This is a genomic window from Bradyrhizobium sp. UFLA05-109, assembly GCF_054185165.1.
Genome location: NZ_JBBIAR010000039.1, coordinates 1 through 25,371 on the forward strand (window position 1 = coordinate 1; position 25,371 = coordinate 25,371).

The following is a 25,371-nucleotide window of genomic DNA, read 5'->3' on the forward strand; positions in this document are numbered from 1 at the left end:
GCGTGTCCAATGCGAGTTTGCGTTTCATGACCGTTGCCACGTCGCTCATTCCCGGACTGGACGAGATCGTCAGGCGCGGTGATCCCAGGCGTCGCAGCGACATCGCGCGCGCCATCGCCGATTTGTTCTTCCAGGACGCTGCCAAGCTCAGGCCTGATCTCGTCGATCTCTTCGACAACCTCCTGATCGATCTCGTTCCGCATGCCGATCTGACAGCGCGCATCGATCTCGCCGAACGGTTTTCGCGCGTGGGCAACGCGCCGCGCCACCTCATCGGCCAGCTCGCGCGCGAGAATGAAATTCAGGTGGCGGGCCCCGTGCTGCGCCGCTCGCCGGTGCTCGACGAAGCCGCGCTGATCGAGATCGCGCGCCTGAAAGGTCAGGGTCACCTTCTCGCCATGACCGAGCGGCCCATTCTGTCCGCCGATATCACCGATGTGCTGGTCGAGCGCGGCGATCGCGACGTGGTGCGGCGTGCTGCCGGCAATGCCGGTGCGATGTTTTCAGAAGGCGGCTATTCGGAGCTGATCAAACGAGCGGCGCAGGACGGCGTGCTGACGCTCAAGATCGGCCAGCGCGATGATCTCTCCGGCGACCAGCTCAAGGAGCTTCTGGGCGGAACGCTGGATGTCATCCGTCGTCGTCTGTCGAGCGTGGTCAAGCCTGCGCGCCAGATGGAGATCAGGCGGGCGATGAACGAGATCGAAGAGGCCTCGCTGCCGCAAGGTCCGCGCCGCGACTTCTCGGCGGCGCAGCGCACCGTGCTCGGTCTCAATCGCGAAGGCCACCTCGGCGAAAGCGCGCTGCTCGGCTTCGCCAAGGCCCACAAATACGAGGAATCCATCGCTGCGCTGTCCGCGATGTCCGGCGTCAGGCTCTCCGTGCTCGACCGGCTGATCGCTGGCGACCGTTACGATCCGATCCTGATCCTGGGCCGGGTTCTGAATTTCGGCTGGCCGACCGTGCGCGCCCTGATCCTTCTGTGGTACGGCCCGCAGCGCGTGCCCGCAGCCGCCGATATTGAAGCAGCCCGAATGAACTTCACCAAGCTGATGCCGTCGACCGCGGAGCGCGTCGTGAATTTCTGGCGCAGCCGCCAGGCGATCTGAGGCTCAGACTCTCCGGAATCGCAAATACGCCGCCTTGCGGCCCTCACGCTCGGCCTTTCTGCCGTAGCGCGTCATGGTGTAGCCCTCCCAGGGCTGCCGAAAATCGTCGGCGCGCTCGGCGAGCCAGACGAAGTCCGGCGAGCGTGCGAGGTGCGACAGCGTCCAGGCGCAGTAATCGTCGATGTCGCAGACGAAGCGGAATTCGCCGTCGCTTCCGAGCACGCGTGCCATCGCGGCAATGGTCTTGTCCTGGACGAAGCGCCGCTTCCAGTGCCGCCGCTTCGGCCAGGGATCGGGATGGATCAGGTCGATCCGCGACAGCGAAGAGTTGGGCAGCCAGGCCAGCAGCTCGGCGGCATCGCCCGCGAACAGGCGGATATTGCCGATATTGTGCGCCTCGATCTGCGCGAGGATTTTTGCCATGCCGTTGACATAGGGCTCGCAGCCGATGAAGCCGGTGGCTGGAAAGTTTTGCGCCTCTGCCGCGAGATGCTCGCCGCCGCCAAAGCCGATCTCGAGCCGCAGCGCTTGCGCGGCGGGATCGAAGATCTCCTGCGCATTCGCAGGCGTGTCTTGCGTGATGTCGAGCGCAAGATGCGGCAGCAGATGCGCAACGAGGTCGGCCTGGTGCTGCCGGAGCTTGTGCCCCTTGCGCCGGCCGAAGAATGCCCGTTCGCCGTCGTCAGCGCGAGCCGGGTCCGATCTGCGCTCGCTCATTGCAGCGTCTGGTACAGGCGATAGAGCAGCCGCGCGCGCGGCTCGAGCGAGGAGACATAGAGCTGCTCATAGTGGGTGTGTGCGCCCTTGCCGTCGACGCCGAGTCCGTCGAGCGTTGCGGTATGCGCCGCGGTGAAATTGCCGTCCGATCCGCCGCCGGTGTGAGTGTCGATCAGATCGAAGCCGAGCTCGCCCGCGAGCGTTTTCGCGTGCTCATAGAGCGAGGCGCCGGAATTGCTCTTTTCGTAAGGCGGCCGGTTGAGGTCACCTTTCACATTGACGGTGACGCCATCGGTCTTCGACGTCAGCCCAAGAATCTTTCCGACGAATTCTTCGGCGTCAGCATTGCTGAGTACGCGCAAGTCGACCTCGGCATAGGCTTCTTCCGGCGTGACGTTCGGCCGCGTGCCGCCACGCACCACGCCGACATTGACGGTCACCCCGCGCCTGAGATCGTTCATCCCTTCCAGCGTCTGAATGACATTGGCGAGCTCGCGGATGGCGCTGCGGCCATCCTCGGGCCGCGAGCCCGCATGCGCGGGCACGCCCTTGATGAAGACTTCGAAGCGCCCGACGCCCTTGCGGCCCGTGACGATCTTGCCGCCGTCGCGCGCCGGCTCCGTCACCAGCACATATTTCGCCTTCCGCCCTTCCGCTTCGATCAGCGCGCGCGAGGTCGGGCTGCCGATCTCCTCGTCCGAGGTGAACAGGTGGGTGATTCCGAGCGGCGAGTGGTCGGATGTGGCGCAGAGGTTGCGGAAGGCGTGATGGGCGATATAGGCGCCGCCCTTCATGTCGTAGATGCCGGGGCCGAAGGCACTGTCACCCTCGATCTTGAAGGGCAGGCGCTCGATGAAGCCGATCGGGTGTACGGTATCGAGGTGGCTGAGCACGAGGATGCCGGGTTTGTCCTGTCCCCATGCCGAGCGCACCACGAGATGATCACCGCAGCCATTGACGCCCGCGACGCGTTCGGTGGTGACGGGCAGGCCGCGATGCTGCTCGGTGACGACGGACACAAGCTTGTTGACCTGCTCAGATGCTTCCGTCGGTGTCTCGATCTCCACCCAGCGGCGGATCCCCTCAAGGATGGTCGCAGTGTCGAACGGATTTGAGCTGGACATGTCGTCGCCTGTTGCTCGGATGAGGAATGTCATGGAAGGCCGCGCATTTATACGCGGACCACACACCACGACATAGGCCAGATTTGGCGGAGCCTCATGGCCCGAATGCAGGACGCGTCAGCGCTTGTCGGGGCCTTCGCGGGCTGCGATCTGCTCGACGAGATCGACGATCGAGCGACGCAGCTTGGAGTCGGTGATTCGGGTGAAGGCTTTCGTCAGCGCCAGCCCTTCCGACGTGGCGAGGAAATCGGAGACGTAAGAGGGCGAGGCGCCCTCGCTGAAGCCGTCCGGGCCCGGCGTGCCGCTTGGTCCGCCCTCGAACAGGAACGACACCGGCACCTGGAGAATTTCTGCGATCTGCTGAATGCGACTCGCGCCGACCCGGTTGGTGCCCTTCTCGTATTTCTGGATCTGCTGGAATGTCAGGCCAAGCGCTTCGCCAAGCTTCTCCTGGCTCATGCCCAACATGATGCGGCGCATGCGCACGCGGCTGCCGACATATTTGTCAACAGGGTTGGGCGCTTTCGACATCTCCTCTGCCCTCCTCAGACACCTTTAGCGCAACAGGGGAGTATGCGTCAGGTGATAACGTCGCCAAAACCTCTCGTTGGATTTTTGGGAAACATTGCGGAGAAATTTAGCAACGCCCACTGTCTTGGTGCAGCAAGGGCAGAATGCGGAGCACGCTGCGGCTCTGTCAACCGGTGGATTACGGTTGTCAAAAGTTTACCGACTGCGCCGCCTGCGATCAGGGAAACCGTCTGGCAATGCGCTTGCGCACTGCAAGAATGACGGCGAGCGCGACGAGGATCGCGGCCGGAATGTCGCCGGTCCTGGCATATACGGTCGGCGGGATCGCGGCCGGCAGGCCCGAATCCAGCACGCCTTCGATGCCGAGGCCAAGACTGGCGACGACCCGGCCGACGGGATCGACGACCGCCGAAACCCCTGTATTTGCGGAGCGGACCAGCGGCAATCCGAGCTCGATGGCGCGCATCCGCGCCTGCTCCATGTGCTGGTAGGGACCAGTGGAAATTCCGAACCAGCCGTCATTGGTCAGGTTGACGATCCAGCCCGGCCGCTCCTTGAGTCCCGCAACGTCGCCGGGAAAGATGGCCTCGTAGCAAATGAGCGGTAGGGCAGACGGCGCGCTCGGTACCGGCAGCGCATGCCGCACGGTGCCGGGAATGAAACCGCCCTGGACCCGCGTCAGCTGCTCGAAGCCGATCTCCTCCATCAGGTCCTGATAGGGAAGAAATTCTCCGAACGGTACCAGGTGCAGCTTGTCGTAGACGGAAAGCACGCTGCCGTCGTGGTCGATCACATAGATGGAGTTATAGGCGCGCGTGATTCGCGTGCCCGGTGGCAGATCGGGCGCACGGACCGATCCCGTGATCAGCACTGTTCCCTTGGGCAGGAGGTCCGCGATTTGCGCCATCGCGTCGGCTTCGCGGGTCAGGAAAAATGGAAACGCGGATTCCGGCCAGATCAGGATGGTGACATCGCGTACGCCAGTCGACTGGGGTCCGGAGGCGCGGTCCGACAAAGCCAGGTACTTCTTCATCACCTCCGCCTTGGCGGAGTAGTTGAACTTGGCGTCCTGCCGGAGGTTCGGTTGCATCAGGCGCAGCTTTGCGCCTGCGACCATCGTCGTTGGATGGAGCGACAGGCGGATCGCGCCGAAGATGCCCATGACGATCAGCAATGCGATCGCTGCGGCCGGCACGCGCCACGGAATTTTCTTGTCCGGCGTGCGGTCGATCAGCGCCGCCGGGCTGGCGAAGATCGCGACCGTCAGGAACGTCATGCCCCACAGGCCGATCAGCGACGCGGTCTGTGCGAGCGGCAGCGGCTCGGACAGCGCATAGCCGAAGGCATTCCAGGGAAAGCCGGTCAGGGCATGGCCGCGCAGCCATTCGGCGACGGTGAGACTTGCCGCGAGCGCGAGGATGCGCCCGGCGTCCTTGGTCCAGAGCAGCCGGGCCAACGCAAATCCGATCGCCGTGTAGATCGCGAGATAGGCCGGCAAGCCCAGCACCGCGAACGGCGTGAGCCAGGCAAAGGTCTGGGCATCGACGAAGAAGGCGTAGCCGATCCAGTAGAGGCCGGGAACGAAATAGCCGAGCCCGAACCAGTAGCCGGTCAGCGCCGCGGCGGGAACGCCGCCGAACCGGCCGCCGCCGGCGCCGTCGATCAGCCAGACCAGTACGGGGAAGGTCAGAAACAGCACCGGCCAGGCGTTGAACGGCGCCAGCGCCAGCACCGAGAGCGCGCCGGCCGCCATGGCAATGAGCGCGCGCTTCCATCCCCAGGTCAGGATGACGGCAAGCGCGACCATCCGAAGTCGTTGTGCTGGGGTCACTGCGTTCCGGCTCCGTCGCCGGGTGGCGGATTGGACGTGTCGCCGGGTGGCGGCGTGCCTTGCTCGGGTGAGGCTTCGCGGCGGCGGCTTTCGCGCTGGGTGCGCGGGGCCGGACGTTCCTTGCGAGCCGCGATGCGCAGGCGCTTGACGCGGCGCGGATCGGCGTCGAGCACCTCGACCTCGTAATTGCCGGGGCCGGAGATCACCTCGCCGCGCACCGGCAGACGGCCGACGAAGCTGACGAGATAGCCGCCGAGCGTCTCGACCTCTTCACCGGCTTCACCGGTCACGAAATCCTCGCCGATCACGGAGCGGACGTCGTCGAGGCTGGCGCGCGCATCGGCGATGAAGGAATTGTCGAGCTGGCGCACGATCGACGGTGGCTCGTCGCTGTCATGCTCGTCGTCGATCTCGCCGACGATCTGCTCGACGATATCCTCGAGCGAGACCAGCCCGTCGGAGCCGCCATATTCGTCGACGACGAGCGCGAGATGGATGCGTGAGGCCTGCATTTGCGCGAGCAGGTCGATCGCCCGCATCGAGGGCGGCACGTACAGGAGCTTGCGGATGATGTTGGCGTCCTGCAGCGGCAGCGCGAGGTCGACGGCGCGCAAATCGAGACCGGCGGGCAGCGGCTTCTTGCGCTTGGTCTTGGTGGCTTCCGAGACGCGGGCCTTGGCCGTCATGAAGGTCAGGAGATCGCGGATGTGCACGATGCCGACGGGATCGTCGAGCGTCTCGTTATAGACCACGAAGCGTGAGTGACCCGCGCTCTCGAAGCGGTCCATCAACTCGCCGAGCGGGATGTCTCGCTTCACCGCGATGATGTCGGCGCGATGCACCATGACGTCGGCGATGCGGCGCTCATGCAGGTTGAGGATGTTGCGCAACATGGTGCGCTCGACGGCAGAGAAGCCGGCATCGTCAGGCGTCGTGGCATCGAGCACGACCTGGAGATCGTCGCGGACCGATCCCGCCTTCCAGCCGAACAGCGTGCGGATGGCGCGGATCAGCCAGCCTTCGGCAGTCGGACGCGTGATCTCGCCCGGCTGCACCACCGCGGGCAGGTTGCGGGTGTTGCGCGGATTGTCGTGGATTGGTTCGGAATCCGCCATGTCGATCGATCCGTCAGCGCTCTGCATAGGGGTCTGGGATACCGAGTTGGGCCAGGACGTCCTGTTCGAGCGCTTCCATCTCCTCCGCGTCAGCGTCGTTTTCGTGGTCGTAGCCGATCAGATGCAGAAACCCGTGCACCGCAAGATGACTCAAATGGTGGTCGAACGGCTTCTGTTCCTCGTCCGCTTCGCGCCGCAGCGTCTCGTAGGCGATGGCGATGTCGCCGAGCATGCGCGGGGCATCCCCGGCCTTCCATTCGCCCTCCGGCTGGAGTGCAGGGAAAGACAGCACATTGGTCGGCTTGTCGATGCCGCGCCAGTTGCTGTTCAGCGTGCGGATGCCGGAATCATCGGTCAGCATCACGGCCACTTCGGCGTCGGTGACGTCGTCGTCGACGGAAGAGGCGGCCGCGGCGATCGCGCGCTGGATCACCGCTTCGGCACCGGGCTCGCTCTGCCAACAGTCGGCAACGACGAGAACCTCGGTCATGGGAAGGTTGGAATGCGACATGGTGTTGTTCGGAACGGACGGCGCTTGTCTTGCGTCCTTCGATCCGGCTTTTCTCGCTATGGCTTGCCTGCGGCGGGCCGCTGCGCCGACCCTTCATAGGCGGCAACGATCCGTGCCACGAGCTCGTGGCGGATCACGTCTTCGGCGGTGAAATGAACTTGTGAAATGCCCTCGACGCCGCCGAGCAAACGGGTCGCCTCCGACAGGCCGGAGGTCTGGCCGTTCGGCAGGTCGATTTGCGACGGATCGCCGGTCACGATCATCCGGCTGTTCTCGCCGAGACGGGTCAGGAACATCTTCATCTGCATCGAGGTGGTGTTCTGCGCTTCGTCCAGGATGATCACGGCATTGGTCAGCGTGCGGCCGCGCATGAAGGCGAGCGGCGCGATCTCGATCTCGCCGGTCTGCAGCGCGCGCTCGACGATGCGCGCGTCCATCAGGTCATACAGCGCGTCGTAGATCGGGCGCAGATAGGGATCGACCTTCTCGCGGAGATCGCCGGGCAGGAAGCCGAGCCGCTCGCCAGCTTCTACCGCCGGGCGCGACAGGATGATCTTGTCGACCTCCTTGCGCTCGAACAGTTGCGCAGCGTGCGCGACAGCGAGCCAGGTCTTGCCGGTACCGGCGGGGCCGATGCCGAACACCAGCTCGTGGCGCTTCAATGCGCGGATGTAAGAATCCTGCGCGGCGGTGCGCGCGCGCACCGGCCGCTTGCGCAGGTTGATGCTTTCGAAGGTCGACTTGGCCGATTTGGCGTCGAACTCGAACAGCGAGCCCTGCGCGATCACGGCGCGGATCGCGCCTTCGACCTCGCCCTGGTCGAGATCCTGCCCCTTCACCGCCTCGGCGTAGAGCATTTCCAGCACGCGCCGCGCCGCGTCGCAGCCATCGCGCGTGCCGCCGATGGTGATGTGGTTGCCCTTGGAGTCGACGACGACGCCGAGCCGGCGCTCGATCTGCGCCAAGTTCTGCCCGTAGGGGCCGACCAGCGCCGAAGCGGCGCGGTTGTCGTCGAAGTCGATGACGACCTGGGTTTCGGGCGGAACTTGCATGTCGCGGTCAAATTTGCGGCTGGGAGCGAACGAAGACGAATCCGATGCGCTTTTTGGCAAGGGTTCAGGCTCCAGTGGCGATTGGCGATAAAGCGGGCCGCTGCGCGGGCTCGGGCGTCACGAGCTCGCCGAGCAGGCTGTAGCGTTCGAGGCTGTCGATACGAACCGGCAGGATTTTTCCGATGATGTCGGGCGATGCCATCACATGCGCGGGCTGAAGGTAAGCGGTGCGGCCGACGATCTGGCCGTCCTTGCGCGCCTCGCGCTCGAACAACACGTCGACGGTTGTGCCAATCGCAGCCTTGTTGAAGGCCGATTGCTGGGCGTCGATCAATTCCTGGAGCCGCTCCAATCGCTGGTCCATCTCGACTAGGGACACCGTCTCCTGCATGTCCGCGGCAGGGGTTCCCGGCCGGGCCGAATATTTGAACGAGTAGGCTGCAGCGTAGCCGATTTGTGTGACCAGTGCGAGTGTCGCGCGAAAATCTTGCTCGGTCTCCCCCGGAAAGCCCACGATAAAATCTGATGAAAAAGCAATGTCTTGGCGCACAGCCCGGAAACGGTCGATGACTTTCAGATAATCATCGGCGGTATGTTTGCGGTTCATGGCGGCCAGTATCCGGTCCGAGCCGGATTGTACCGGCAGGTGCACGAAGGGCATCAGGCCTGGAAGATCGCGGTGGGCGGCAATCAGACTGTCATCGACGTCGCGGGGATGGCTGGTCGAGTAGCGCAGTCGCGCAATGCCGGGAATCCGCGCGAGATGCTCGAGCAGCTTGCCGAGCGGCCAGCTTTGTCCGTCCGGTCCCTCGCCGTGATAGGCATTGACGTTCTGGCCGATCAGCGTGAGCTCGCGCACGCCGTTGTCGGCGAGCCGCTTCACGTCGTCGACGATCTTCGCGACGGGGCGCGAGACCTCGGTGCCGCGCGTATAGGGCACGACGCAGAAGGTGCAGAACTTGTCGCAGCCTTCCTGCACGGTGACGAAGGCGGAAATGCCGCGCGCACGGATCGCTTCGGGCTTGGGCTGGGCAAGGAAGCCGAACTTGTCGGCGGCCGGAAATTCTGTCTCGATCGCGCGGCCATCATGGCCTGCGCGCTTCAACAGCTCCGGCAAATGGTGATAGCTTTGCGGGCCAACCACGACATCGACGACCGGCGCGCGGCGCACGATCTCCTCGCCCTCGGCCTGCGCCACGCAGCCGGCGACCGCGATCTGCATGGTGCGGCCACCGCGCGCCGCCTCGTCCTTGGCGACGCGCAGGCGGCCGAGCTCGGAATAGACCTTCTCCGACGCCTTCTCGCGGATATGGCAGGTGTTGAGGATGACGAGGTCGGCATCCTCGACGCTGGCCGTCTCCACGAATCCTTCCGGCGCCAGCGTGTCCACCATGCGCTGGGCATCGTAGACGTTCATCTGGCAGCCATATGATTTGATGTGCAGCTTGCGCGGCGGCGTCATGGAACCCGGATTTGAGGTGGAGAACGCCCCTCAGATATAGGTTGAGAGGGCGAAAATCCAGCGAACGGGCGCCTGAAAGACCGTCATTCCGGGGCGATGCGAAGCATCGAACCCGGAATCTTGCGCCAAAACCTCCGGATTCCGGGTTCATGCGCTTTGCGCGTGCCCCGGAATGACGTCGAACGGGCGAAATCAGCCCACTGCAGCGTCCGCATCCACCCGCCGCACCAGTTCCGGCAATTGCCGCATGTCGTCGAACGTTAGTCTGGTGCCGGCGGCACGCAACCTGTCGGCGTGGCCGGGCGGGCAGTGGCTGCCGCCGTGAAAGCCCAGCACGGTCATCCCGGCAGCGTACGCACCGGTCACCCCGGGAACACTGTCCTCAATCACAAGGCATCGTTCCGGCGCTGCCTTCATCTGCTCGGCCGCAAACAGAAACAGATCGGGGGCGGGTTTGCCGCGTGCGACCTGGCTTGCGGAAAAGATATGCGGAGCAAGCATATCGTATAGCCCGGCACAAGACAGGCCGTGACGAATCTTCTCTGGTGTGCCGCTTGATGCAACACACTTGGGTAAATCGATTGCGCCAATCGCAGCGGCCACGTCGGTGATCGGCAGCAGATCGCTGGCATAAAATCGCAGCGTCGCCGCGGTCACCTGCTGCTCCAGATCGTCGGGTAGCTTGCGGCCGATCTCCTGTTCGACCATCAGCCGCGCATCTCGCTCGGATACGCCGAGGAAGCGGACCAGCACCTGCTCCGGCGTGATCGGGTAGCCGTGGCGCGTCAGCACGTCCGCATGCGCACGACAGGAGATGACCTCACTGTCAACGAGCACGCCGTCGCAGTCGAAGATGATGAGATCGACTGGCACTAGTTCTGGGGCTTGTCGTCGTCGAGCGGGACGCAATAGAGCTCGAGCCGGTGATCGACCAGCTTGTAGCCGAGCTTGCGGGCGATTTCCGCCTGGAGCTTCTCGATCTCCTCGGAGGTGAATTCGATCACCTTGCCGTCGCGCAGATTGATGAGATGGTCGTGATGGCTGTCGCGCATCTGCTCGTAGCGGGCGCGGCCCTCGCGGAAATCGTGGCGCTCGATGATGCCGGCATCCTCGAACAGCTTTACGGTGCGATAGACGGTCGAGATCGAGATCTTGTCGTCGACGGCGACGCAGCGCCGGTAGAGTTCCTCGACATCGGGATGATCGACGGCTTCCGCGAGCACGCGGGCGATGACGCGGCGCTGCTCGGTCATGCGCATGCCGGTGGCGGCACAGCGCGCCTCGATGCCGGTCGCCTTGGTCGCGGAAGAATGTTTGAGTACGGTCATAGGGTTGTCTGCCTGACGAGCGCCTTGTTCAATCGATGTTACGACAAGTCACGTCGCATCAGAAGTGCGTTCAATTGTTCCCCGTTCGCCTGCTTATAGTAGCGTTCGCGGCGCCCGACCACCATGAATCCGATGCCGTCGTAGAGCGCCCGCGCCGGCCGGTTATTTTCCTCGACTTCGAGAAATATAGTGCGCACACCGCGGCCGGCGAGGTGGCCGAGATGGGTCAAGAGCAGCGCACGGGAGAACCCGCGGCCGCGGTAGGCCTGGTCGACGGCAATGGAGAGGATTTCCGCCTCGTCCGCACCCATCCGCGAGACCGCAAAGCCGATCGTCTTGTGTCCCAATCGCAAGCGATGCACCAGCGTGTTGCGCTCGCTCATCATGCTCTCGAATTCGCCTTCGCCCCAGCCGCGCGCAAAGGACGCGCCATGCAGTTGTGCGAGCTTTGCCGCGTCGCGCGCGGTCGCGCCCTCGACGATGGCGCTGCCGCCGCGCCACCATTCGGCGAGCCAATTCCTCATGAGGGTGCGGCGTGTGCTGCGAGCGGCGGATTGGCTGCCGGTTTCGCATCGGGCGCACGCAGATAGAACGGACGCGCCGGTGTGGTGTCGGGATCTGCGGCCGCACCCAGCCACGCCACCCAATTGATGTCAGGCGCGGCCTGCGGATCGACGGCGATCGGTGGAGATCTGTCTTTCGGCCAGCGGTCGGCGAGAATTTTTGCGGCATTGCCGACCAGATGCGGCGCGCCGAATTGCGAGGCGGCAATCGCCTCATCGACGCCTGCAACTCTTGGCCGGACAAGCTGGCTGCCGTCGCCGGCGACGACCTGGAAATAGACGTGATCATGCCGCGCATCGATCGCAGAGACGACAGGCGCCGACTTGTTCTGGCTGACGATGGCGGCAGCATAGGCCGACAGCGTCGTCAGCCCTACTGCCGGCTTGCCGGTGGCGAGCGCAAGTCCGCGCGCGGCCGAGATGCCGACCCGAAGACCTGTGAAGCTGCCGGGACCTGTGGTGACCGCGATGCGGTCGAGTGCGGTGAAGCTGAGCCCAGCCGATTGCATCACCCGCGCGATCAGCGGCATCAAGGCTTCCGCATGCCCGCGCTTCATCGGCAGCGTTTCCTGGGCGCGCAGGTTGGCCGTTTCGGTGTCGAGCACGGCGGCGGCGCAGGCGTCGAGCGCAGTATCGATGGCAAGGATCAGCATGAAAGAACGAATGGCGAGTGGCGAATAGCGAATAGTCTAGCGAACCAAGCGCTTATCCGCCACTCTCGCCGAACTTCGTAGGGTGGGCAAAGCGGCTTGTCCGCCGTAGCTCGAAGAGCGAAGGCGTGCCCACCACTGCTATCTCATCTTGGATGGTGGGCACGGTGCAAATGCGCCTTTACCCACCCTACGATACCTTGATCACATCGGCCTGACTTCGACCACGTCAGGCACGAAATGCCTGAGCAGGTTCTGGATGCCGTGCTGGAGCGTCGCGGTCGACGACGGGCAGCCGGAGCAGGCGCCCTTCATGTTGAGGTAGACGACGCCGTCCTTGAAGCCGCGGAAGGTGATGTCGCCGCCATCATTGGCGACCGCAGGCCGCACGCGCGTCTCGATCAGATCCTTGATCATGTCGACCGTCTCGGCATCCGCCTCGTCAAAAAATTCGTCTTCCTCGTCGAGGTCGTCGTCGCTGGCGGCCACGCCATCGGCAAGCAGCGGCGCGCCGGACATGTAATGCTCCATGATGGCGCCGAGGATCGCTGGCTTGAGCTGCTGCCATTCACCGCTCGCCTTGGTCACGGTGATGAAGTCGCTGCCGTAGAACACGCTGGTGACGCCAGGCACGTCGAACAGCTTTTCGGCGAGCGGCGAGCGCGTGGACGCTTCGCGGCTCGCAAATTCCATCGGACCGCCGTCGGACACGAGGCGGCCGGGGATGAACTTCAGCGTGGCGGGATTGGGGGTGGCTTCGGTCTGAATGAACATGGTTTTCTCCGGACATCGCCGGTTCAAGGCCGGCGCGTGAGCTCTCAGTACCAGATGGCGACGCCAAACGCACGGTCAAGGGGCAGGAGGGGGAGTTTCGCTGCGAGATCAGCGGGTTAACCTCGCCCCCCACGCTTTGTAGCGAGAGGTGAAGGGTCCTACGACAGCGCATCGACGTCGGGGTCGCTGAGTTCGCCCGAAATGATCGTCACCGGTACGGGGAACGTGCCGACCGCATTGGCGAGCAGCGCGACGAGCGGCCCCGGTCCCTCGGCGCCGGGATTGGCGGCGAGCACCAGCATCGCGATATCAGGGTCCTGGTCGATCACCTCGAGCAATTGTTCCATCGGGGCGCCTTCCCGGATCACGCGCTCCGGTGTGATCGCGGCGATGCCGTTGGCGCGCCCGGCGGCGCGGTCGAGCGCCGCGTTGGCCTCCTCCTGCGCCTCGGCGCGCATGATGTCGGCGACCCCCAGCCATTGCTGGTTCTGGTCCTCGGTCTCGATGATGCGCAGCATCACCACGCCGCCGCCGGCGCGGATCGCCCAGCGGCTGGCGTAATAGACCGCGCGATCCCATTCGGCGGTGTCGTCAACGATGACAAGGCATTTGGGTTTGTGACCCGGCTCGAAGCATCGTCGCGTGCTGCTCATGCATGTCCCGGCGTATCCACGCCCGACATGCTGCCACACTCCCTTTGTCTTTGGGAGAGGGACGTTGGCCGGCGCTCCTGGCGTCGGCCAGACTTCGCAGGCGCAAAAATCAGCGCTTGCGGATGAAGCCGACGATGTCCTTGGACAGCGCCATGGTCTCGTCCGCAATCGCGCGCGCGCGGTCGGCGCCGTCGTTCAGGATGGCGTCGATGTGACCGGGGTCGGCGACCAGGCGCTTCATCTCGCCGGCGATCGGCGCCAGCTTTGTCACGCAGAGATCGACCAGCGCGTTCTTGAAGCTGGAGAACTGGCCGCCGCCGAAATCGCGCAGCACGTCGGCTTTCGCCCGGCCCGACAGCGCAGCGAAAATGCCGACGAGATTGTCCGCCTCGGGGCGCGCTTCCAGGCCCTTTTCCTCCGTCGGCAGCGGCTCCGGATCGGTCTTCGCCTTGCGGACCTTCTGCGCGATGGTGTCGGCATCGTCGGTCAAATTGATACGCGAATAGTCCGACGCGTCGGACTTCGACATCTTCTTGGTGCCGTCGCGCAAGCTCATCACGCGCGTCGCCGGTCCCGTAATCAGCGGCTCCGGCAGCGGGAAGAACAGACTGTCGCCGAAGCCATGACCACGAATCGAATCGCCAAAATCGTTGTTGAACTTCTGCGCGATGTCGCGTGAAAGCTCGAGATGCTGCTTCTGGTCCTCGCCGACCGGCACATGCGTGGCGCGATACAGCAGAATGTCGGCCGCCATCAGCACCGGATAATCGTAAAGCCCGACGGAGGCGTTCTCGCGATCCTTGCCGGCCTTCTCCTTGAACTGAGTCATGCGGTTGAGCCAGCCCATGCGCGCGACACAGTTGAAGATCCAGGCGAGCTCGGCGTGGCCGGCGACCTGGCTCTGGTTGAACACGATGTGCTTCTTCGGATCGATGCCGCTGGCGATGAACGCCGCAGTCACCTCGCGGGTGTTCCGCGCGAGCTCGGCCGGTCCGCCCCAGACGTCCACGCCTTGCGTGATCGCGTGCATGTCGACGACGCAATAGATGCAGTTGTGCGTTTCCTGCATCTTCACGAAGTTGACGATCGCGCCGAGATAGTTGCCGAGGTGCAGATTGCCCGTCGGCTGGACGCCCGAAAAAACCCGTTCAACGAATGGCATGGCAGCTTTCCTGGCAAGCTTTCCTGGAAGGTACGGGCCGTCGTTTCCAACAGCGGCGCTGCTCCGTCAAGTGTAATTCGCTGCTTCTCACGCGCCCTGGTCCTAATGCGCCCGCCGCCTCAAGGCGGCGCGCACCTCGCGCCAGGAGGCGATGCCGAACAGTCTCAGGAACAGGCCATAGGCCACCAGGCCGCTCGCGATCTGGAGGCCGAGAACGATCATCCCGAGCAGGCTGTGGCCGCCGGTGGGCGCGATGGCCGTCGCGAGCCAGAGCAGAGTGCCCATGGCGAGCGCGGCGAGCGCGACCCGCGGCAGCCGCCTGCGGGCGGCGTCGTCGACCGCGAAGCCGAATTCGGTGGCACCCTTGCGAAGCAGCGAGAGCGCGCTGCTCCAGGCGCCGCAGGCGATGCTCGCCGCAATGCCGGTCGCGCCGAAGACATGGCCGAGCACCACGGCGAGCGCTACGGCGACCACGAACCCTTTTGCAGTCGCGATCAGCGGCGCCACCGTATCGCCGCGCGCGAAAAAGGCCGGCGCCAGCGCCTTGATCAGGACATGAGCCGGCAGTCCCAGCGCCAGTGCCATCAGCGCGCGTGCCGTGGCCGCGCTGTCGCTCGCGCCGAACGCGCCATGCTCGAACAGCAGCCGCACGATCGGCTCGGCCAGCACGATCAGGCCAAGGGTCGCCGGCAGCGCGAGACCCGTGGCGAGCTCGAGCGCCCGAGATTCAGCGTGCGCCACGGCGCTGCGGTCGCCGCTACCGGTCGCGCGTGTCAGCTCCGGCACCAGCACGGTACCCATGGCGACGCCGACGATGCCGAGCGGCAATTCGATCAGGCGGTTGGCGAAATAGAGCCAGGAGACTGCCGATGGCGTCGCCGATGCAATGATGGCGCCGGCTACCATCAGCCATTGCGGCCCCGAGCTTGCGATCATGCCGGGGATCGCCTTGGCGAAGAAACCGCGCATTTCCTTGTCGAAGGTGACGCGCAAGGGCGTGGCGAGGCGCGCGCTGCGCTGCGAGCCCAGCATCAACAATTGCAAGAAGCCGGCGATGCCGACGGTTGCCGCCAGCGTCCACGCGGCGAAGACCGCATCGGCGTGTCCCAGCAAGAGAGCGGCGATCGCGGCGATCAGCGCGATGTTGAACAGCAGCGGCGAGAACGCGGTGAGCGCAAAGCGGCCTTGCGCGTTGAGCAACCCCATCAGCACCGTGACCGGTCCGGCAAAGGCGAGGTAGGGCAGCATCAGCCGCGCGTTCGCCACGGCAAGATCGCGCGTGTCGCTTCCGGCGAATCCCGGGGCGATGATGGTGATGATCAGCGGCATCACCAGCGCGATGACGATCGAGGCCCCGATCAGTGCCGCGCTGATCGTCCCCAGCACGCGTCCTGCGAAAGCGGCCGCAGCCTCTTCTCCGTCGCGCTCGCGCGTGCGCAGCCAGGCCGGGACCAGCGCCGCATTGAGCGCGCCTTCACTGAGCAGCCGGCGCACCACGTTGACGAGCTGGAAGGCCGCCAGGAACGCATCGGCCACCACGCCCGTGCCGAGCAGCGCCGCAATCAGGGAATCGCGCGCGAACCCCAATAGCCGCGAGGCCAATGTTCCCGTCGAGACTGTCAGGAAGGAGCGGATCATCAGAAGTGCATACCATAGCGTTTTCGAGCGAAGTGGTCCCCGTTCGCGTGAAGAAAACGCGTCAAAAGATAACCCTTCGTTGCTTGCTCGCGCGGGGCCTAACGTGATAGGCCGCGAGCCGGATTTTCAAGCTGAACAGGAAGCGGATTTTCCGCGTAACCGCAATCGGGCAACAGGATCAAGGTGAATGGCTGACGCGAAATTTGACGCCAAATATGACGTCTTGGGGATCGGCAACGCGCTGTTCGACGTGCTGGTCCAGACCGACGAGACTTTTCTCGCCAAGCACGGCATGACCAAGGGCAGCATGTCCCTGATCGATGAGGCCCGCGCCGCCGCCATCTACAAGGACATGGGGCCGGCCACCGAGGTCTCCGGCGGCTCGGCTGCCAACACCATCGTCGGCGTCGCAAGCCTGGGGGCGCGGGCGTCCTATGTCGGCAAGGTCAAGGACGACCAGATCGGCAAGCTCTACGTGCACGACATCCGCGCCGCAGGCGTTGCCTTCGACACGCCGGCCGCCAAGGATGGTCCGGCCACCGGCTGCTCCTATATCCTGGTGACGGCGGATGGCGAGCGTACCATGAACACCTATCTCGGCGCGGCGCAGGATCTGTCGCCCGCCGATATCGATCCGGCCGAGATCGCAGCCGCGCGCATTGTTTATCTCGAGGGCTACCTCTGGGATCCGAAGAATGCCAAGGATGCCTTCGTCAAGGCAGCCAAGATCGCGCACGATGCGCGCCGCAGGGTGGCGCTGACGCTGTCGGATTCCTTCTGCGTCGACCGCTATCGCGACGAGTTCCTGTCGCTGATGCGTAACGGCACGGTCGATATCGTGTTCGCCAACGAGTCGGAATTGCACTCGCTGTACACCACGTCTGACTTTGACACCGCGCTCAAGCAGCTCCGCAACGACGTCAATCTCGGCGTGGTCACGCGCAGCGAGAAGGGCTGCATGGTGGTGTCGTCCGAAGATGCCGTCGCGGTACCGGCCTCGCCGATCGACAAGCTCGTCGACACCACCGGCGCCGGCGATCTCTTCGCTGCCGGCTTCCTGTTCGGCCTGGCGCGGGATCTCTCCTACAAGCAATGCGGCCAGCTCGGCGCGCTCGCTGCGGCCGAAGTGATTCAGCACATCGGCGCGCGTCCGCAAGTGTCGCTGAAGGAGCTGGCGCAGCAGCGCGGGCTGACGGCGTAGCTCGGGCTCGCCTCAGTCTCCGATGTCATCGCCCGGCTCGACCGGGCGACCCAGTACGCCGAGGCGGTCGTTGTGAACGTCGCGGCCTCTGGAATACTGGATTCCCCGCTTTCGCGGGGAATGACAGCTTCATTGTGATGTGATTGCCCTCACGCTGTCTTCGCCGCCTTCAGCCCGAGCCGTTTCTCCACGGCATCCCGCATCAGGAACTTCTGGATCTTTCCCGTCACGGTCATCGGAAACTCGTCGACGAATTCGACGTAGCGCGGGATCTTGTTGTGGGCGATCTGGCCCTCGCAGAAGGCACGGACGTCTTCGGCGGACAGCTTCTCGCCCGACCTGACGCGGATCCAGGCGCAGAGCTCCTCGCCGTAGCGGGTATCCGCCACGCCAAAGATCTGGACGTCCTGGATCTTGGGGTGGCGGTAGAGGAATTCCTCGATCTCGCGCGGATAGAGGTTCTCGCCGCCGCGGATCACCATGTCCTTGATGCGGCCGACGATGTTGCAATAGCCCTCATCGTCGATGGTGGCGAGGTCGCCGGTGTGCATCCAGCCGTTGGCGTCGAGCACGTCGGCGGTCTTTTCCTCGTCTTCCCAATAGCCGAGCATGACGCTGTAGCCGCGGGTGCAGAGCTCGCCGCGTTCGCCGCGCTTGACGATCTTGCCGTCGAGATCGACGACCTTGACCTCGACATGCGGATGAATGCGTCCGACGGTGGAGACGCGGCGTTCGAGCGGATCATCGACCGCGCTCTGGAAGCTGACCGGGCTGGTCTCGGTCATGCCGTAGGCGATCGTCACCTCCTGCATGTTCATCTCGGTGTTGACGCGCTTCATCACCTCGATCGGACACGGCGCCCCGGCCATGATGCCGGTGCGCAGCGATGTCAGGTTGAAGGTCGAGAACTCGGGGTGATCGAGCTCGGCGATGAACATGGTCGGTACGCCATAGACTGCAGTGCACTTCTCCTGCTCGATCGTGCGCAGCGTTACGAGCGGATCGAAGCCCTCGCCAGGGTAGACCATGGCCGCGCCGAGCGTGACGGAGGCGAGGTTGCCCATCACCATGCCGAAGCAGTGATAGAGCGGCACCGGGATGCAGATGCGGTCTGTCTCGGTGAGCCGCATCGCGCGGCCCGTGAAATAGCCGTTGTTGAGGATGTTGTGATGGGTCAGCGTCACGCCCTTGGGCGACCCCGTCGTGCCGCTGGTGAACTGGATGTTGACGGGATCGTCGAACTGCAACGACGCGCCGAGTGCGGCGAGCTGTTCCCGGTGACGGGCGCCACCCATGCGCGCGACCTCGTCGAACGGGATCGTGCCTGATACGGCGGGGCCGCCGATCTGGATGACGATGCGCAAATCGGGGAGTCGCGCCGCGTGCAGCTGCCCGGGCCTGGCGCTGGCAAGCTCGGGTAGCAGCGTGTTGAGCATCTCCATGTAGTTGCTGGTCTTGAAGGCCGTCGCCGTGACGATCGCCGCGCAGCCGACCTTGTGAAGCGCGAATTCAAGCTCGCTCAGGCGATAGGCGGGATTGATGGTCACCAAAATAAGTCCGGCCTTGGCGGCCGCGAACTGGGTCAAGGTCCATTCCGGGCGGTTCAGCGACCAGATGCCGATCCGCGCCCCGCGCTCGAGACCGAGCGCTAGGAAGCTGGCGGCAAGCGCGTCGACCCGTTCGGCAAACTCCTTCCAGGTCCATCTCACGCCGTGGCTGGGCGAGACCAGCGCCTCGCGATCGCCCCAGCGCCGCACGGCCAGGTCGAGGCTGCGGCCGATCGTGTCGCCGAGCAGCGGCGTATCGGAGATACCACAAACATAGCTGTCAGCTTTGTCTGCCAAGGTCGTGTCCTCCAGCCTGGTTCATCACGGCCACGTGCCCCGAGGGCGAGAGCCTTCGGGGCAAGGTACATCTTGTTGCAAGCGCGCGCGACAAGGCGCGTCTTAGACTTAAGGGGCTATGCCGCCCTCTGCCCGCTTCCGGCATCGAGGCCGGCATAGACGCCACGTTCGAAGCCGGAGAAGGCTTCCAGGCAGTCCTTGTCGACGAACGGCAACAACTGCATCAGGATCACGCCTGTGACGTCACGTGACGGGTCGATCCAGAAATAGGTGTTGGCAAGTCCGGCCCAGGCGAAGCTGCCGGCGCTGCGGCCTTCAGCCGTCTTGACGGTGTTGATGAGGAAGCTGAGGCCCCATTTCTTCGCCTGCTCGGGGTAGAGATCGACGTCGTTGGTGTACATCGGTGCCACGGAGGTCAACTTGGTGACGTTGAGATCGCCGATGTGGTTCTGGCTCATCGTCGAGATCGTCTCCGGCCTGAGCACCTGGTTGCCGTTGCCGCGGCCCTTGTTGAGGATCATTTGTGTGAACTTGATGTAGTCGCCGGCGGTGCTGTAAAGGCCGCCGCCGCCCATGTGGAATTCCGGATTCTGTTCGATCTCGAACGGGATCGGCGCCAGCGAACCATCCTCGCCGCGTGCATGCGTGGCGACCAGCCGCTGGCGCATGTTGTCGGTGATCTTGAACGCGGTATCGCTCATGCCGAGGGGGGCGAACAGATTGTCGTGCAAGTAGGCATCGAGCTTCTTGCCGCTGACGGCTTCCACGGCCTTGCCGACGAAGTCGATATTGATGCCATATTCCCAGCGTGTGCCGGGATCGGACATGATCGGGGCCTTCAGTGCGACGTTCTGGCAGGAAAAGATGTTCGGAGTTCCGGTCTTCTCCAGATATTGCGCGCAGTCGCCGTTCCACACGTCGTAGCAGAAGCCGGCAGTATGGGTCAGGAGCTGACGTAGCGTGATCGGTCTCGATGCCGGGCGCAGCTTGGGCGCGCCGCTGGCGTCAAAACCTTCGAGCACTTGCACTGAGGTGAGGTCCGGCAACACCGTGCTGATCGGCGCTTCAAGCGAGAGCCTGCCCTGCTCGACCAGTTGCATCGCGCCCGCCGCGGTGACCGCCTTCGTCATCGAGGCAATCCAGAACACGCTGTCCACCGTCATCGCATCGGGCTTGGACAGGTCACGCTTGCCAAACGCGCCTTCATAAAGCAGGTCCTTGCCTGTCGCGGCGATGGCGACGACGCCGGGAATGGCTTTCGCGTCGCTCTTCTGGCGCAGAACCTGATCAATCTGGGCTTTGCTTTGCATGCGCGTTTCCTCCGGTTTGATTATTGTTGGAAGCGATCGATTGTCCTCCCGACAACCAAGTGCGGCAAGCATCTCAACCGCTGCACCGTTCGCGATGTCGTGACTTGACGACGGGGCACCCGCGAAGGAGGACAAGCGGACGAAACTGCAACACCTCGTCACAATCTGCGGTGGATGGCCGCACTTCGCCGAGACCTCGCGGGATGCCAGGCAGTATGCTTTGCGCATACTGCTCGGAAACATTTTGTGAACCAAGGCGTTCGAACCCGGCTAATCGACGCGGCCGGCCAAACGATTGATGCAAATCTTGGCGGCCTCGACGGCCGCGGGGGGCTTAAAATGATTTCGACCTGGAGTGAATGGAAACGCTATCCCCGTCAGGGGCGGGGCGAGAACCTCGAGGCGCCGATTTCGCCGGGCATATACGAGGTCCGGATCGCCGGGACCGGCGCGCTATATTCCTTCGGTGCGGTCGACAATCTGGCGCAGGCCCTCGCACTGCTGCCGGTCGGCTCGAAATCGTGGTTTGGCCGGCGCGACACTACCGCCGCGCCGGATCTCGAATACCGGACCTGCGCGACCTCGACCAGGGCTGATGCCAAGGCAGCCGCCGAGCGCATGATTGGCCGGCGCGAGACCTACATGAGCGGCGCAGCGTAGGCAGCGCCACCCCCCAGATTAGCTACAAGATTAGCTAAAAGCAGACTTGCGTTGCGGGGCGGTGCAATACGCGCGGCATACCCCTATATTCCGGGCCAATCCGACAGTCCCAGGAGCAACGCCATGACCCCGACCGCCGCTGCACGCACCTCGCAAGCCACCTCCACCCTGCGCGATCGTCTCAAGGATCCCTCGCTGCTGCGCGAGGCCTGCTACATCGATGGCGCCTGGGTCGGTACGCCGTCACGGCCGGTGACCAATCCGGCGAACGGCGTCGAGCTCGCAAAGGTCCCGGTCATGAGCACAACGGAGACGACGCAGGCGGTAGAAGCTGCCGAGCGCGCCTTCCCGGCCTGGGCCAAGCTGACCGCCAAGCAGCGCTCCAACATCTTGCGCAAATGGTTCGAATTGATCGCGGCCAATCGCGAGGATCTCGCGCTGATCCTGACCTCCGAGCAAGGCAAGCCGTTGACTGAGGCGCTCGGCGAGGTCGATATCGGCGGCGCCTATGTCGAGTTCTTTGCCGAGGAGGCCCGCCGCGTCTATGGCGAGACGATCCCGACCCAGCGTCCCGATGCGCGCCTGCTTGCGATCAAGCAGCCGATCGGCGTCTGCGGGGCCATCACGCCGTGGAACTTTCCCTGCTCCATGATCACCCGCAAGGTCTCGCCTGCGCTCGCGGCCGGCTGCACCGTGGTGCTGAAGCCCGCGAATGAAACGCCGCTGACGGCGCTTGCGCTGGTCGCGCTCGCCGAAAAAGCCGGCGTGCCGAAGGGCGTGTTCAACATCCTCACCGGCAATTCGTCGGCGATCGGCAAGGTGCTGTGCGAGCATCCCGCCGTGCGCTTCGTCGGCTTCACCGGTTCGACGGAGGTCGGCAAGATCCTCTATCAGCAGGCGTCCGTCGGGGTGAAGAAGCTCGGCCTCGAGCTTGGCGGCAATGCGCCGTTCGTGGTGTTCGACGATGCTGATATCGATGCGGCGGTTGAAGGTGCGATCGTCTCGAAATATCGCAATATGGGTCAGACCTGCGTCTGCGCCAACCGCCTCTATGCCCAGGACAAGATCTACGACGAGTTCGTCGAGAAGCTGTCCAGGAAGGTTGCGGCGATGAAGATCGGCGACGGCACCGAAACCGGCGTGGTGCAGGGGCCGCTGATCAATATGGACGCAGTGCTGAAGGTCGAAAAGCACATCGAGGATGCAGTCAAGGGCGGCGCCAAGATCGTCACCGGCGGTAAGCGCCATGCGCTCGGCGGCAGCTTCTTCGAGCCGACGGTGCTCGCCAACGTCAAGCCGGATGCACTCGTTGCGCATGAAGAGACCTTCGGCCCGCTCGCGCCGGTGTTCCGTTTCAGGGACGAAGCCGAGGTGATCGCGATGTGCAACAACTCGCCGTTCGGCCTCGCCTCCTACTTCTACTCCCGCGACCTCGGCCGCGTCTGGCGCGTTGCCGAGGCGCTGGAGTCGGGCATGGTCGGCGTCAACACGGGCCTGATCACGACGGAAGTCGCGCCCTTTGGCGGCGTGAAGGAGAGTGGTCTCGGTCGCGAGGGTTCGCATCACGGCATGGAAGAATATGTCGAGATCAAATACGTGATGATGGCGGGGGTGTAGGCCTGTAGCCGCGGATTGAGTCCCGTAGCCCGGATGGAGCGAAGCGAAATCCGAGACTGGTGAGAAACCCGGATTGCGCTGCGTCCATCCGGGCTGCGCCCTTCATCAGCGCCGCAGCACCGCGATCGTCCTGTTTGCAAAGCTCAGCCGCTCGGCCATGACCGACACGAAATAGGTCAGCAGCTTGTGGCTGAGCTCGGGGTCTTCGTCCCTGATCGCATCGAACTGGTGCGTGTTCAGCACATAGAGCACGCTTGCGACCTCGGCCTGGATGGTCGCGCTGCGCGGCGTATGCGACACCAGACCCATCTCGCCGATCGTGGTGTAGGGGCCGAGGCTGCGCACGCGCGTGGTGCGGTCGTCGGCCGGGACCATGACGCCGACACGTCCGCGGAGAGCTAAATCTTCAGCTCCGCCCCCGTCACGCGCCGATACGCTTCCAGATATCTCTTGCTCGTCGCCTCGACCACGCTCGCCGGGAGCGGCGGGGGCGGCGCGTCGCCGTTCCAGCGGCCGGCGCGGCGCTCAGCATCGAGGTAGTCGCGCAAGGGCTGCTTGTCGAAGCTCGCCTGCGGCTGGCCGGGCTTGTAGGCGTCGACCGCCCAGAAGCGCGAACTGTCCGGCGTCATCACCTCGTCGATCAGGATGATGCGACCGTCCTTGTCGCGGCCGAACTCGAACTTGGTGTCCGCGATGATGATGCCCTGCTTGCGCGCCAGCTCCTCGCCGAGCGTGTAGATCGCGCGCGTCATGCTCTCCAGCGTATGGGCGACCTCGTCGCCGACGATCTCGCGCATCCGCGCGATCGTGATGTTCTCGTCATGGCCGGTCTCGGCCTTGGTCGCCGGGCTGAAGATCGCAGGATTGAGTTTTTCACTCTCGACGAGGCCCGCCTGCAGCTTTTCTCCGGCAAGCGTGCCGGACGCCGCGTATTCCTTCCAGGCGGAGCCGGAGATGTAGCCGCGGATCACGCATTCGATTGGAAACACCGTGGTGCGCTTGCACAGCATCGCGCGGCCGAGGATGTCGGCGCGGTGCGCTTTCAGCGCTGGCACGGCTGCAATGATCTCGTCCGTGTTGGCACTGATGACGTGATGCGGCACCACGCCTTCGAGTTCCCTGAACCAGAAGGCGCTGATTTGCGTGAGCACCGCGCCCTTCATCGGGATGGTCTCGCCCATCACGACGTCGAAGGCGCTGATGCGGTCGGTGGTGACGAGCAGCAGACGGTCGTCATCGACGGCGTAGATATCGCGCACCTTGCCACGCCCGATCTTGGGAAGCGGCAGATCACTGGAGAGCATGGTGGTCATCGGCAGGGCCTTCGGACAGGAGATCTCAAGTCGAGCGGGAAACGCGGCTGGAGATCGGGATGGGTCTACGACGTTACATGACCCTCATGGTGAGGGCGCGGTAAGCGCGTCTCGAACCATGAAGGCCGGGCTCTCGCCCCGTGGCCATCCTTCGAGACGCCCGCTTGTCGCGGGCTCCTCAGGATGAGGGCGAATGCTTGTAACGCAGCAGAGATAGCCTATTCCGGCAGCGGAATGAACTCGTGTTCCTGCGGAACCGCCGCAAAGCGGCCGGTTTTCCAGTCCTGCTTGGCCTGCTCGATCCGCTCCTTGCTGGAGGAGACGAAATTCCACCAGATGTGGCGCGGGCCCTCCAGCGCATCGCCGCCGAGAAACATCATCCGCGTCGGCCTCACGGCCTTTACGGTGATGCGGTCGCCGGGGCGGAAGATCAGCAGCCGCGGTCCCTCGTACCGCTCATTGGCGATCTCGACCTCGCCGTCGACGACATAGATCGCGCGCTCCTCGTGATCGGGATCGAGCGGCACGCGCGCGCCTTCCGCCGCCGTGACCTCGGTATAGAACCAGGGCGAGACCATCGATACGGGAGACGTGATGCCGAACGCGGAGCCGGCGATCACCCGTGCTGTGAAATCGCGTTCGGAGATCATCGGCAGATCGCCGGCGGCGTAATGCTGGAACGATGGGGCGATCTCTTCCGATGCCGCCGGCAGCGCGATCCAGCTCTGCAAGCCCAGCATCTTCTGGCCCGAGGCGCGCTGCGTATCCGGCGTGCGCTCGGAATGCGCAATGCCGCGGCCTGCGGTCATCAGGTTCATCGCGCCAGGCTGGATCTCCTGGATGTTGCCCTCGCTGTCGCGGTGCATGATCGCGCCGTCGAACAGATAGGTGACGGTGGCAAGGCCGATATGCGGATGCGGCCGCACGTCCATGCCCTTCCCGGAGACGAACTGCACCGGGCCGAAATGATCGAAGAAGATGAAAGGCCCGACCATCTGCCGCTTGCCATGCGGCAGCGCGCGGCGGACCTCAAACCCATCGCCGAGATCGCGCGTGCGCGGTACGATGACGAGATCTAGCGCGTCGCATGTTTTGGGATCGCCGAGCACGGGATCGTTGTCGGGCATCCAGCTCATGACGGGCTCCTTCTTGAGTTTCTTGAGCCCGATCGTAGCAGAAATTCACGGGATCGTCGCGACAAAGCCC

Annotated in this window: 24 protein-coding genes and 1 pseudogene; 4 read left to right on the forward strand and 21 right to left on the reverse strand. The window is 64.3% G+C overall.

The genetic code is table 11. From position 1 onward, the window contains the following. The first annotated feature begins 26 nt into the window (after window positions 1–26). Window positions 27–1,109: a DUF2336 domain-containing protein gene (locus tag Q3C01_RS26345; protein ID WP_458148281.1), complete on the forward strand. Its 1,083-nt coding sequence runs from the start codon at window positions 27–29 to the stop codon at window positions 1,107–1,109. A gap of 3 nt (window positions 1,110–1,112) precedes the next feature. Here the strand turns inward: Q3C01_RS26345 and trmB are convergent, their stop codons facing one another. The 16 genes from trmB to murJ all read right to left on the reverse strand — a co-directional run bounded on the left by trmB (window position 1,113) and on the right by murJ (window position 16,220). Then, a complete protein-coding gene (gene trmB, locus Q3C01_RS26350; RefSeq protein WP_458148211.1) occupies window positions 1,113–1,826 on the reverse strand; it encodes a tRNA (guanosine(46)-N7)-methyltransferase TrmB in 714 nt (237 codons plus the stop codon). Beyond that, window positions 1,823–2,950: a M20 family metallopeptidase gene (locus tag Q3C01_RS26355; protein WP_458148212.1), complete on the reverse strand. Its 1,128-nt coding sequence runs from the start codon at window positions 2,948–2,950 to the stop codon at window positions 1,823–1,825. The genes trmB and Q3C01_RS26355 overlap by 4 nt, the downstream gene beginning before the upstream one ends. Window positions 2,951–3,067: 117 nt before the next feature. Beyond that, window positions 3,068–3,481, reverse strand: a complete 414-nt coding sequence (locus Q3C01_RS26360) for a helix-turn-helix domain-containing protein (RefSeq protein WP_027550026.1) — start codon at window positions 3,479–3,481, stop codon at window positions 3,068–3,070. Between the two features lie 217 nt (window positions 3,482–3,698). Then, window positions 3,699–5,312 (reverse strand): apolipoprotein N-acyltransferase, encoded by a 1,614-nt coding sequence (gene lnt, locus Q3C01_RS26365; RefSeq protein ID WP_458148213.1) that lies wholly within the window; start codon window positions 5,310–5,312, stop codon window positions 3,699–3,701. Next, window positions 5,309–6,427: a hemolysin family protein gene (locus Q3C01_RS26370; protein ID WP_458148214.1), complete on the reverse strand. Its 1,119-nt coding sequence runs from the start codon at window positions 6,425–6,427 to the stop codon at window positions 5,309–5,311. Before Q3C01_RS26370 ends, lnt begins: the two co-directional genes overlap by 4 nt. Window positions 6,428–6,440: 13 nt before the next feature. Then, the gene (ybeY, locus tag Q3C01_RS26375) at window positions 6,441–6,938 is read right to left on the reverse strand and encodes an rRNA maturation RNase YbeY (RefSeq protein WP_458148215.1); all 498 of its coding nucleotides are present in this window, start codon (window positions 6,936–6,938) and stop codon (window positions 6,441–6,443) included. A gap of 56 nt (window positions 6,939–6,994) precedes the next feature. Next, window positions 6,995–7,990, reverse strand: coding sequence for a PhoH family protein (locus tag Q3C01_RS26380; protein ID WP_458148216.1), 996 nt, complete (start codon window positions 7,988–7,990; stop codon window positions 6,995–6,997). Window positions 7,991–8,054: 64 nt separating this feature from the next. Further along, window positions 8,055–9,452, reverse strand: a complete 1,398-nt coding sequence (gene miaB / locus Q3C01_RS26385) for a tRNA (N6-isopentenyl adenosine(37)-C2)-methylthiotransferase MiaB (protein ID WP_458148217.1) — start codon at window positions 9,450–9,452, stop codon at window positions 8,055–8,057. 192 nt (window positions 9,453–9,644) lie between these two features. Beyond that, a complete protein-coding gene (locus Q3C01_RS26390; protein WP_458148218.1) occupies window positions 9,645–10,325 on the reverse strand; it encodes an HAD family hydrolase in 681 nt (226 codons plus the stop codon). Continuing rightward, complete coding sequence (locus Q3C01_RS26395; protein ID WP_254101272.1) at window positions 10,325–10,780, reverse strand: Fur family transcriptional regulator; 456 nt, start codon at window positions 10,778–10,780, stop codon at window positions 10,325–10,327. The genes Q3C01_RS26390 and Q3C01_RS26395 overlap by 1 nt, the downstream gene beginning before the upstream one ends. A gap of 38 nt (window positions 10,781–10,818) precedes the next feature. Further along, window positions 10,819–11,304: a ribosomal protein S18-alanine N-acetyltransferase gene (gene rimI / locus Q3C01_RS26400; protein ID WP_458148219.1), complete on the reverse strand. Its 486-nt coding sequence runs from the start codon at window positions 11,302–11,304 to the stop codon at window positions 10,819–10,821. Beyond that, window positions 11,301–11,996, reverse strand: a complete 696-nt coding sequence (gene tsaB / locus Q3C01_RS26405) for a tRNA (adenosine(37)-N6)-threonylcarbamoyltransferase complex dimerization subunit type 1 TsaB (protein ID WP_458148220.1) — start codon at window positions 11,994–11,996, stop codon at window positions 11,301–11,303. The genes rimI and tsaB overlap by 4 nt, the downstream gene beginning before the upstream one ends. A 201-nt stretch (window positions 11,997–12,197) precedes the next feature. Beyond that, the gene (locus Q3C01_RS26410; RefSeq protein ID WP_458148221.1) at window positions 12,198–12,767 is read right to left on the reverse strand and encodes a NifU family protein; all 570 of its coding nucleotides are present in this window, start codon (window positions 12,765–12,767) and stop codon (window positions 12,198–12,200) included. A gap of 158 nt (window positions 12,768–12,925) precedes the next feature. Next, a complete protein-coding gene (locus Q3C01_RS26415; RefSeq protein WP_458148222.1) occupies window positions 12,926–13,420 on the reverse strand; it encodes a universal stress protein in 495 nt (164 codons plus the stop codon). A gap of 109 nt (window positions 13,421–13,529) precedes the next feature. Then, window positions 13,530–14,582 (reverse strand): tryptophan--tRNA ligase, encoded by a 1,053-nt coding sequence (gene trpS / locus Q3C01_RS26420; RefSeq protein ID WP_458148223.1) that lies wholly within the window; start codon window positions 14,580–14,582, stop codon window positions 13,530–13,532. A 102-nt stretch (window positions 14,583–14,684) separates the two neighbouring features. Then, on the reverse strand, window positions 14,685–16,220 hold the full coding sequence (gene murJ, locus Q3C01_RS26425; RefSeq protein WP_458148224.1) for a murein biosynthesis integral membrane protein MurJ: 1,536 nt from the start codon (window positions 16,218–16,220) through the stop codon (window positions 14,685–14,687). A 187-nt stretch (window positions 16,221–16,407) separates the two neighbouring features. On the opposite strand from murJ, the gene Q3C01_RS26430 reads away from it, so the two are divergent. Continuing rightward, on the forward strand, window positions 16,408–17,421 hold the full coding sequence (locus Q3C01_RS26430) for an adenosine kinase (RefSeq protein ID WP_458148225.1): 1,014 nt from the start codon (window positions 16,408–16,410) through the stop codon (window positions 17,419–17,421). A gap of 149 nt (window positions 17,422–17,570) precedes the next feature. On the opposite strand, the gene Q3C01_RS26435 is transcribed toward Q3C01_RS26430, so the two are convergent. After that, window positions 17,571–19,265 carry an AMP-binding protein gene (locus Q3C01_RS26435; protein WP_458148226.1) on the reverse strand — a complete coding sequence of 565 codons (1,695 nt, stop codon included), beginning with the start codon at window positions 19,263–19,265 and terminating at the stop codon, window positions 17,571–17,573. Window positions 19,266–19,381: 116 nt separating this feature from the next. Beyond that, window positions 19,382–20,575: a serine hydrolase domain-containing protein gene (locus tag Q3C01_RS26440; protein WP_458148227.1), complete on the reverse strand. Its 1,194-nt coding sequence runs from the start codon at window positions 20,573–20,575 to the stop codon at window positions 19,382–19,384. Between the two features lie 339 nt (window positions 20,576–20,914). On the opposite strand from Q3C01_RS26440, the gene Q3C01_RS26445 reads away from it, so the two are divergent. Together Q3C01_RS26445 and Q3C01_RS26450 are read left to right on the forward strand one after the other, a co-directional pair. Beyond that, on the forward strand, window positions 20,915–21,235 hold the full coding sequence (locus Q3C01_RS26445; protein ID WP_458148228.1) for a hypothetical protein: 321 nt from the start codon (window positions 20,915–20,917) through the stop codon (window positions 21,233–21,235). A 123-nt stretch (window positions 21,236–21,358) separates the two neighbouring features. Further along, window positions 21,359–22,852, forward strand: coding sequence for an NAD-dependent succinate-semialdehyde dehydrogenase (locus Q3C01_RS26450; RefSeq protein ID WP_458148229.1), 1,494 nt, complete (start codon window positions 21,359–21,361; stop codon window positions 22,850–22,852). 105 nt (window positions 22,853–22,957) lie between these two features. Here the strand turns inward: Q3C01_RS26450 and Q3C01_RS26455 are convergent. The 3 genes and pseudogenes from Q3C01_RS26455 to Q3C01_RS26465 form a co-directional block, all read right to left on the reverse strand. Then, window positions 22,958–23,248: pseudogene (locus Q3C01_RS26455) on the reverse strand (cyclic nucleotide-binding domain-containing protein); the annotation flags it as partial. A 2-nt stretch (window positions 23,249–23,250) separates the two neighbouring features. Next, the gene (locus tag Q3C01_RS26460) at window positions 23,251–24,165 is read right to left on the reverse strand and encodes a phosphoribosylaminoimidazolesuccinocarboxamide synthase (RefSeq protein ID WP_458148230.1); all 915 of its coding nucleotides are present in this window, start codon (window positions 24,163–24,165) and stop codon (window positions 23,251–23,253) included. A 218-nt stretch (window positions 24,166–24,383) separates the two neighbouring features. Beyond that, window positions 24,384–25,301 (reverse strand): pirin family protein, encoded by a 918-nt coding sequence (locus tag Q3C01_RS26465; RefSeq protein WP_284261466.1) that lies wholly within the window; start codon window positions 25,299–25,301, stop codon window positions 24,384–24,386. Window positions 25,302–25,371 lie beyond the last annotated feature (70 nt).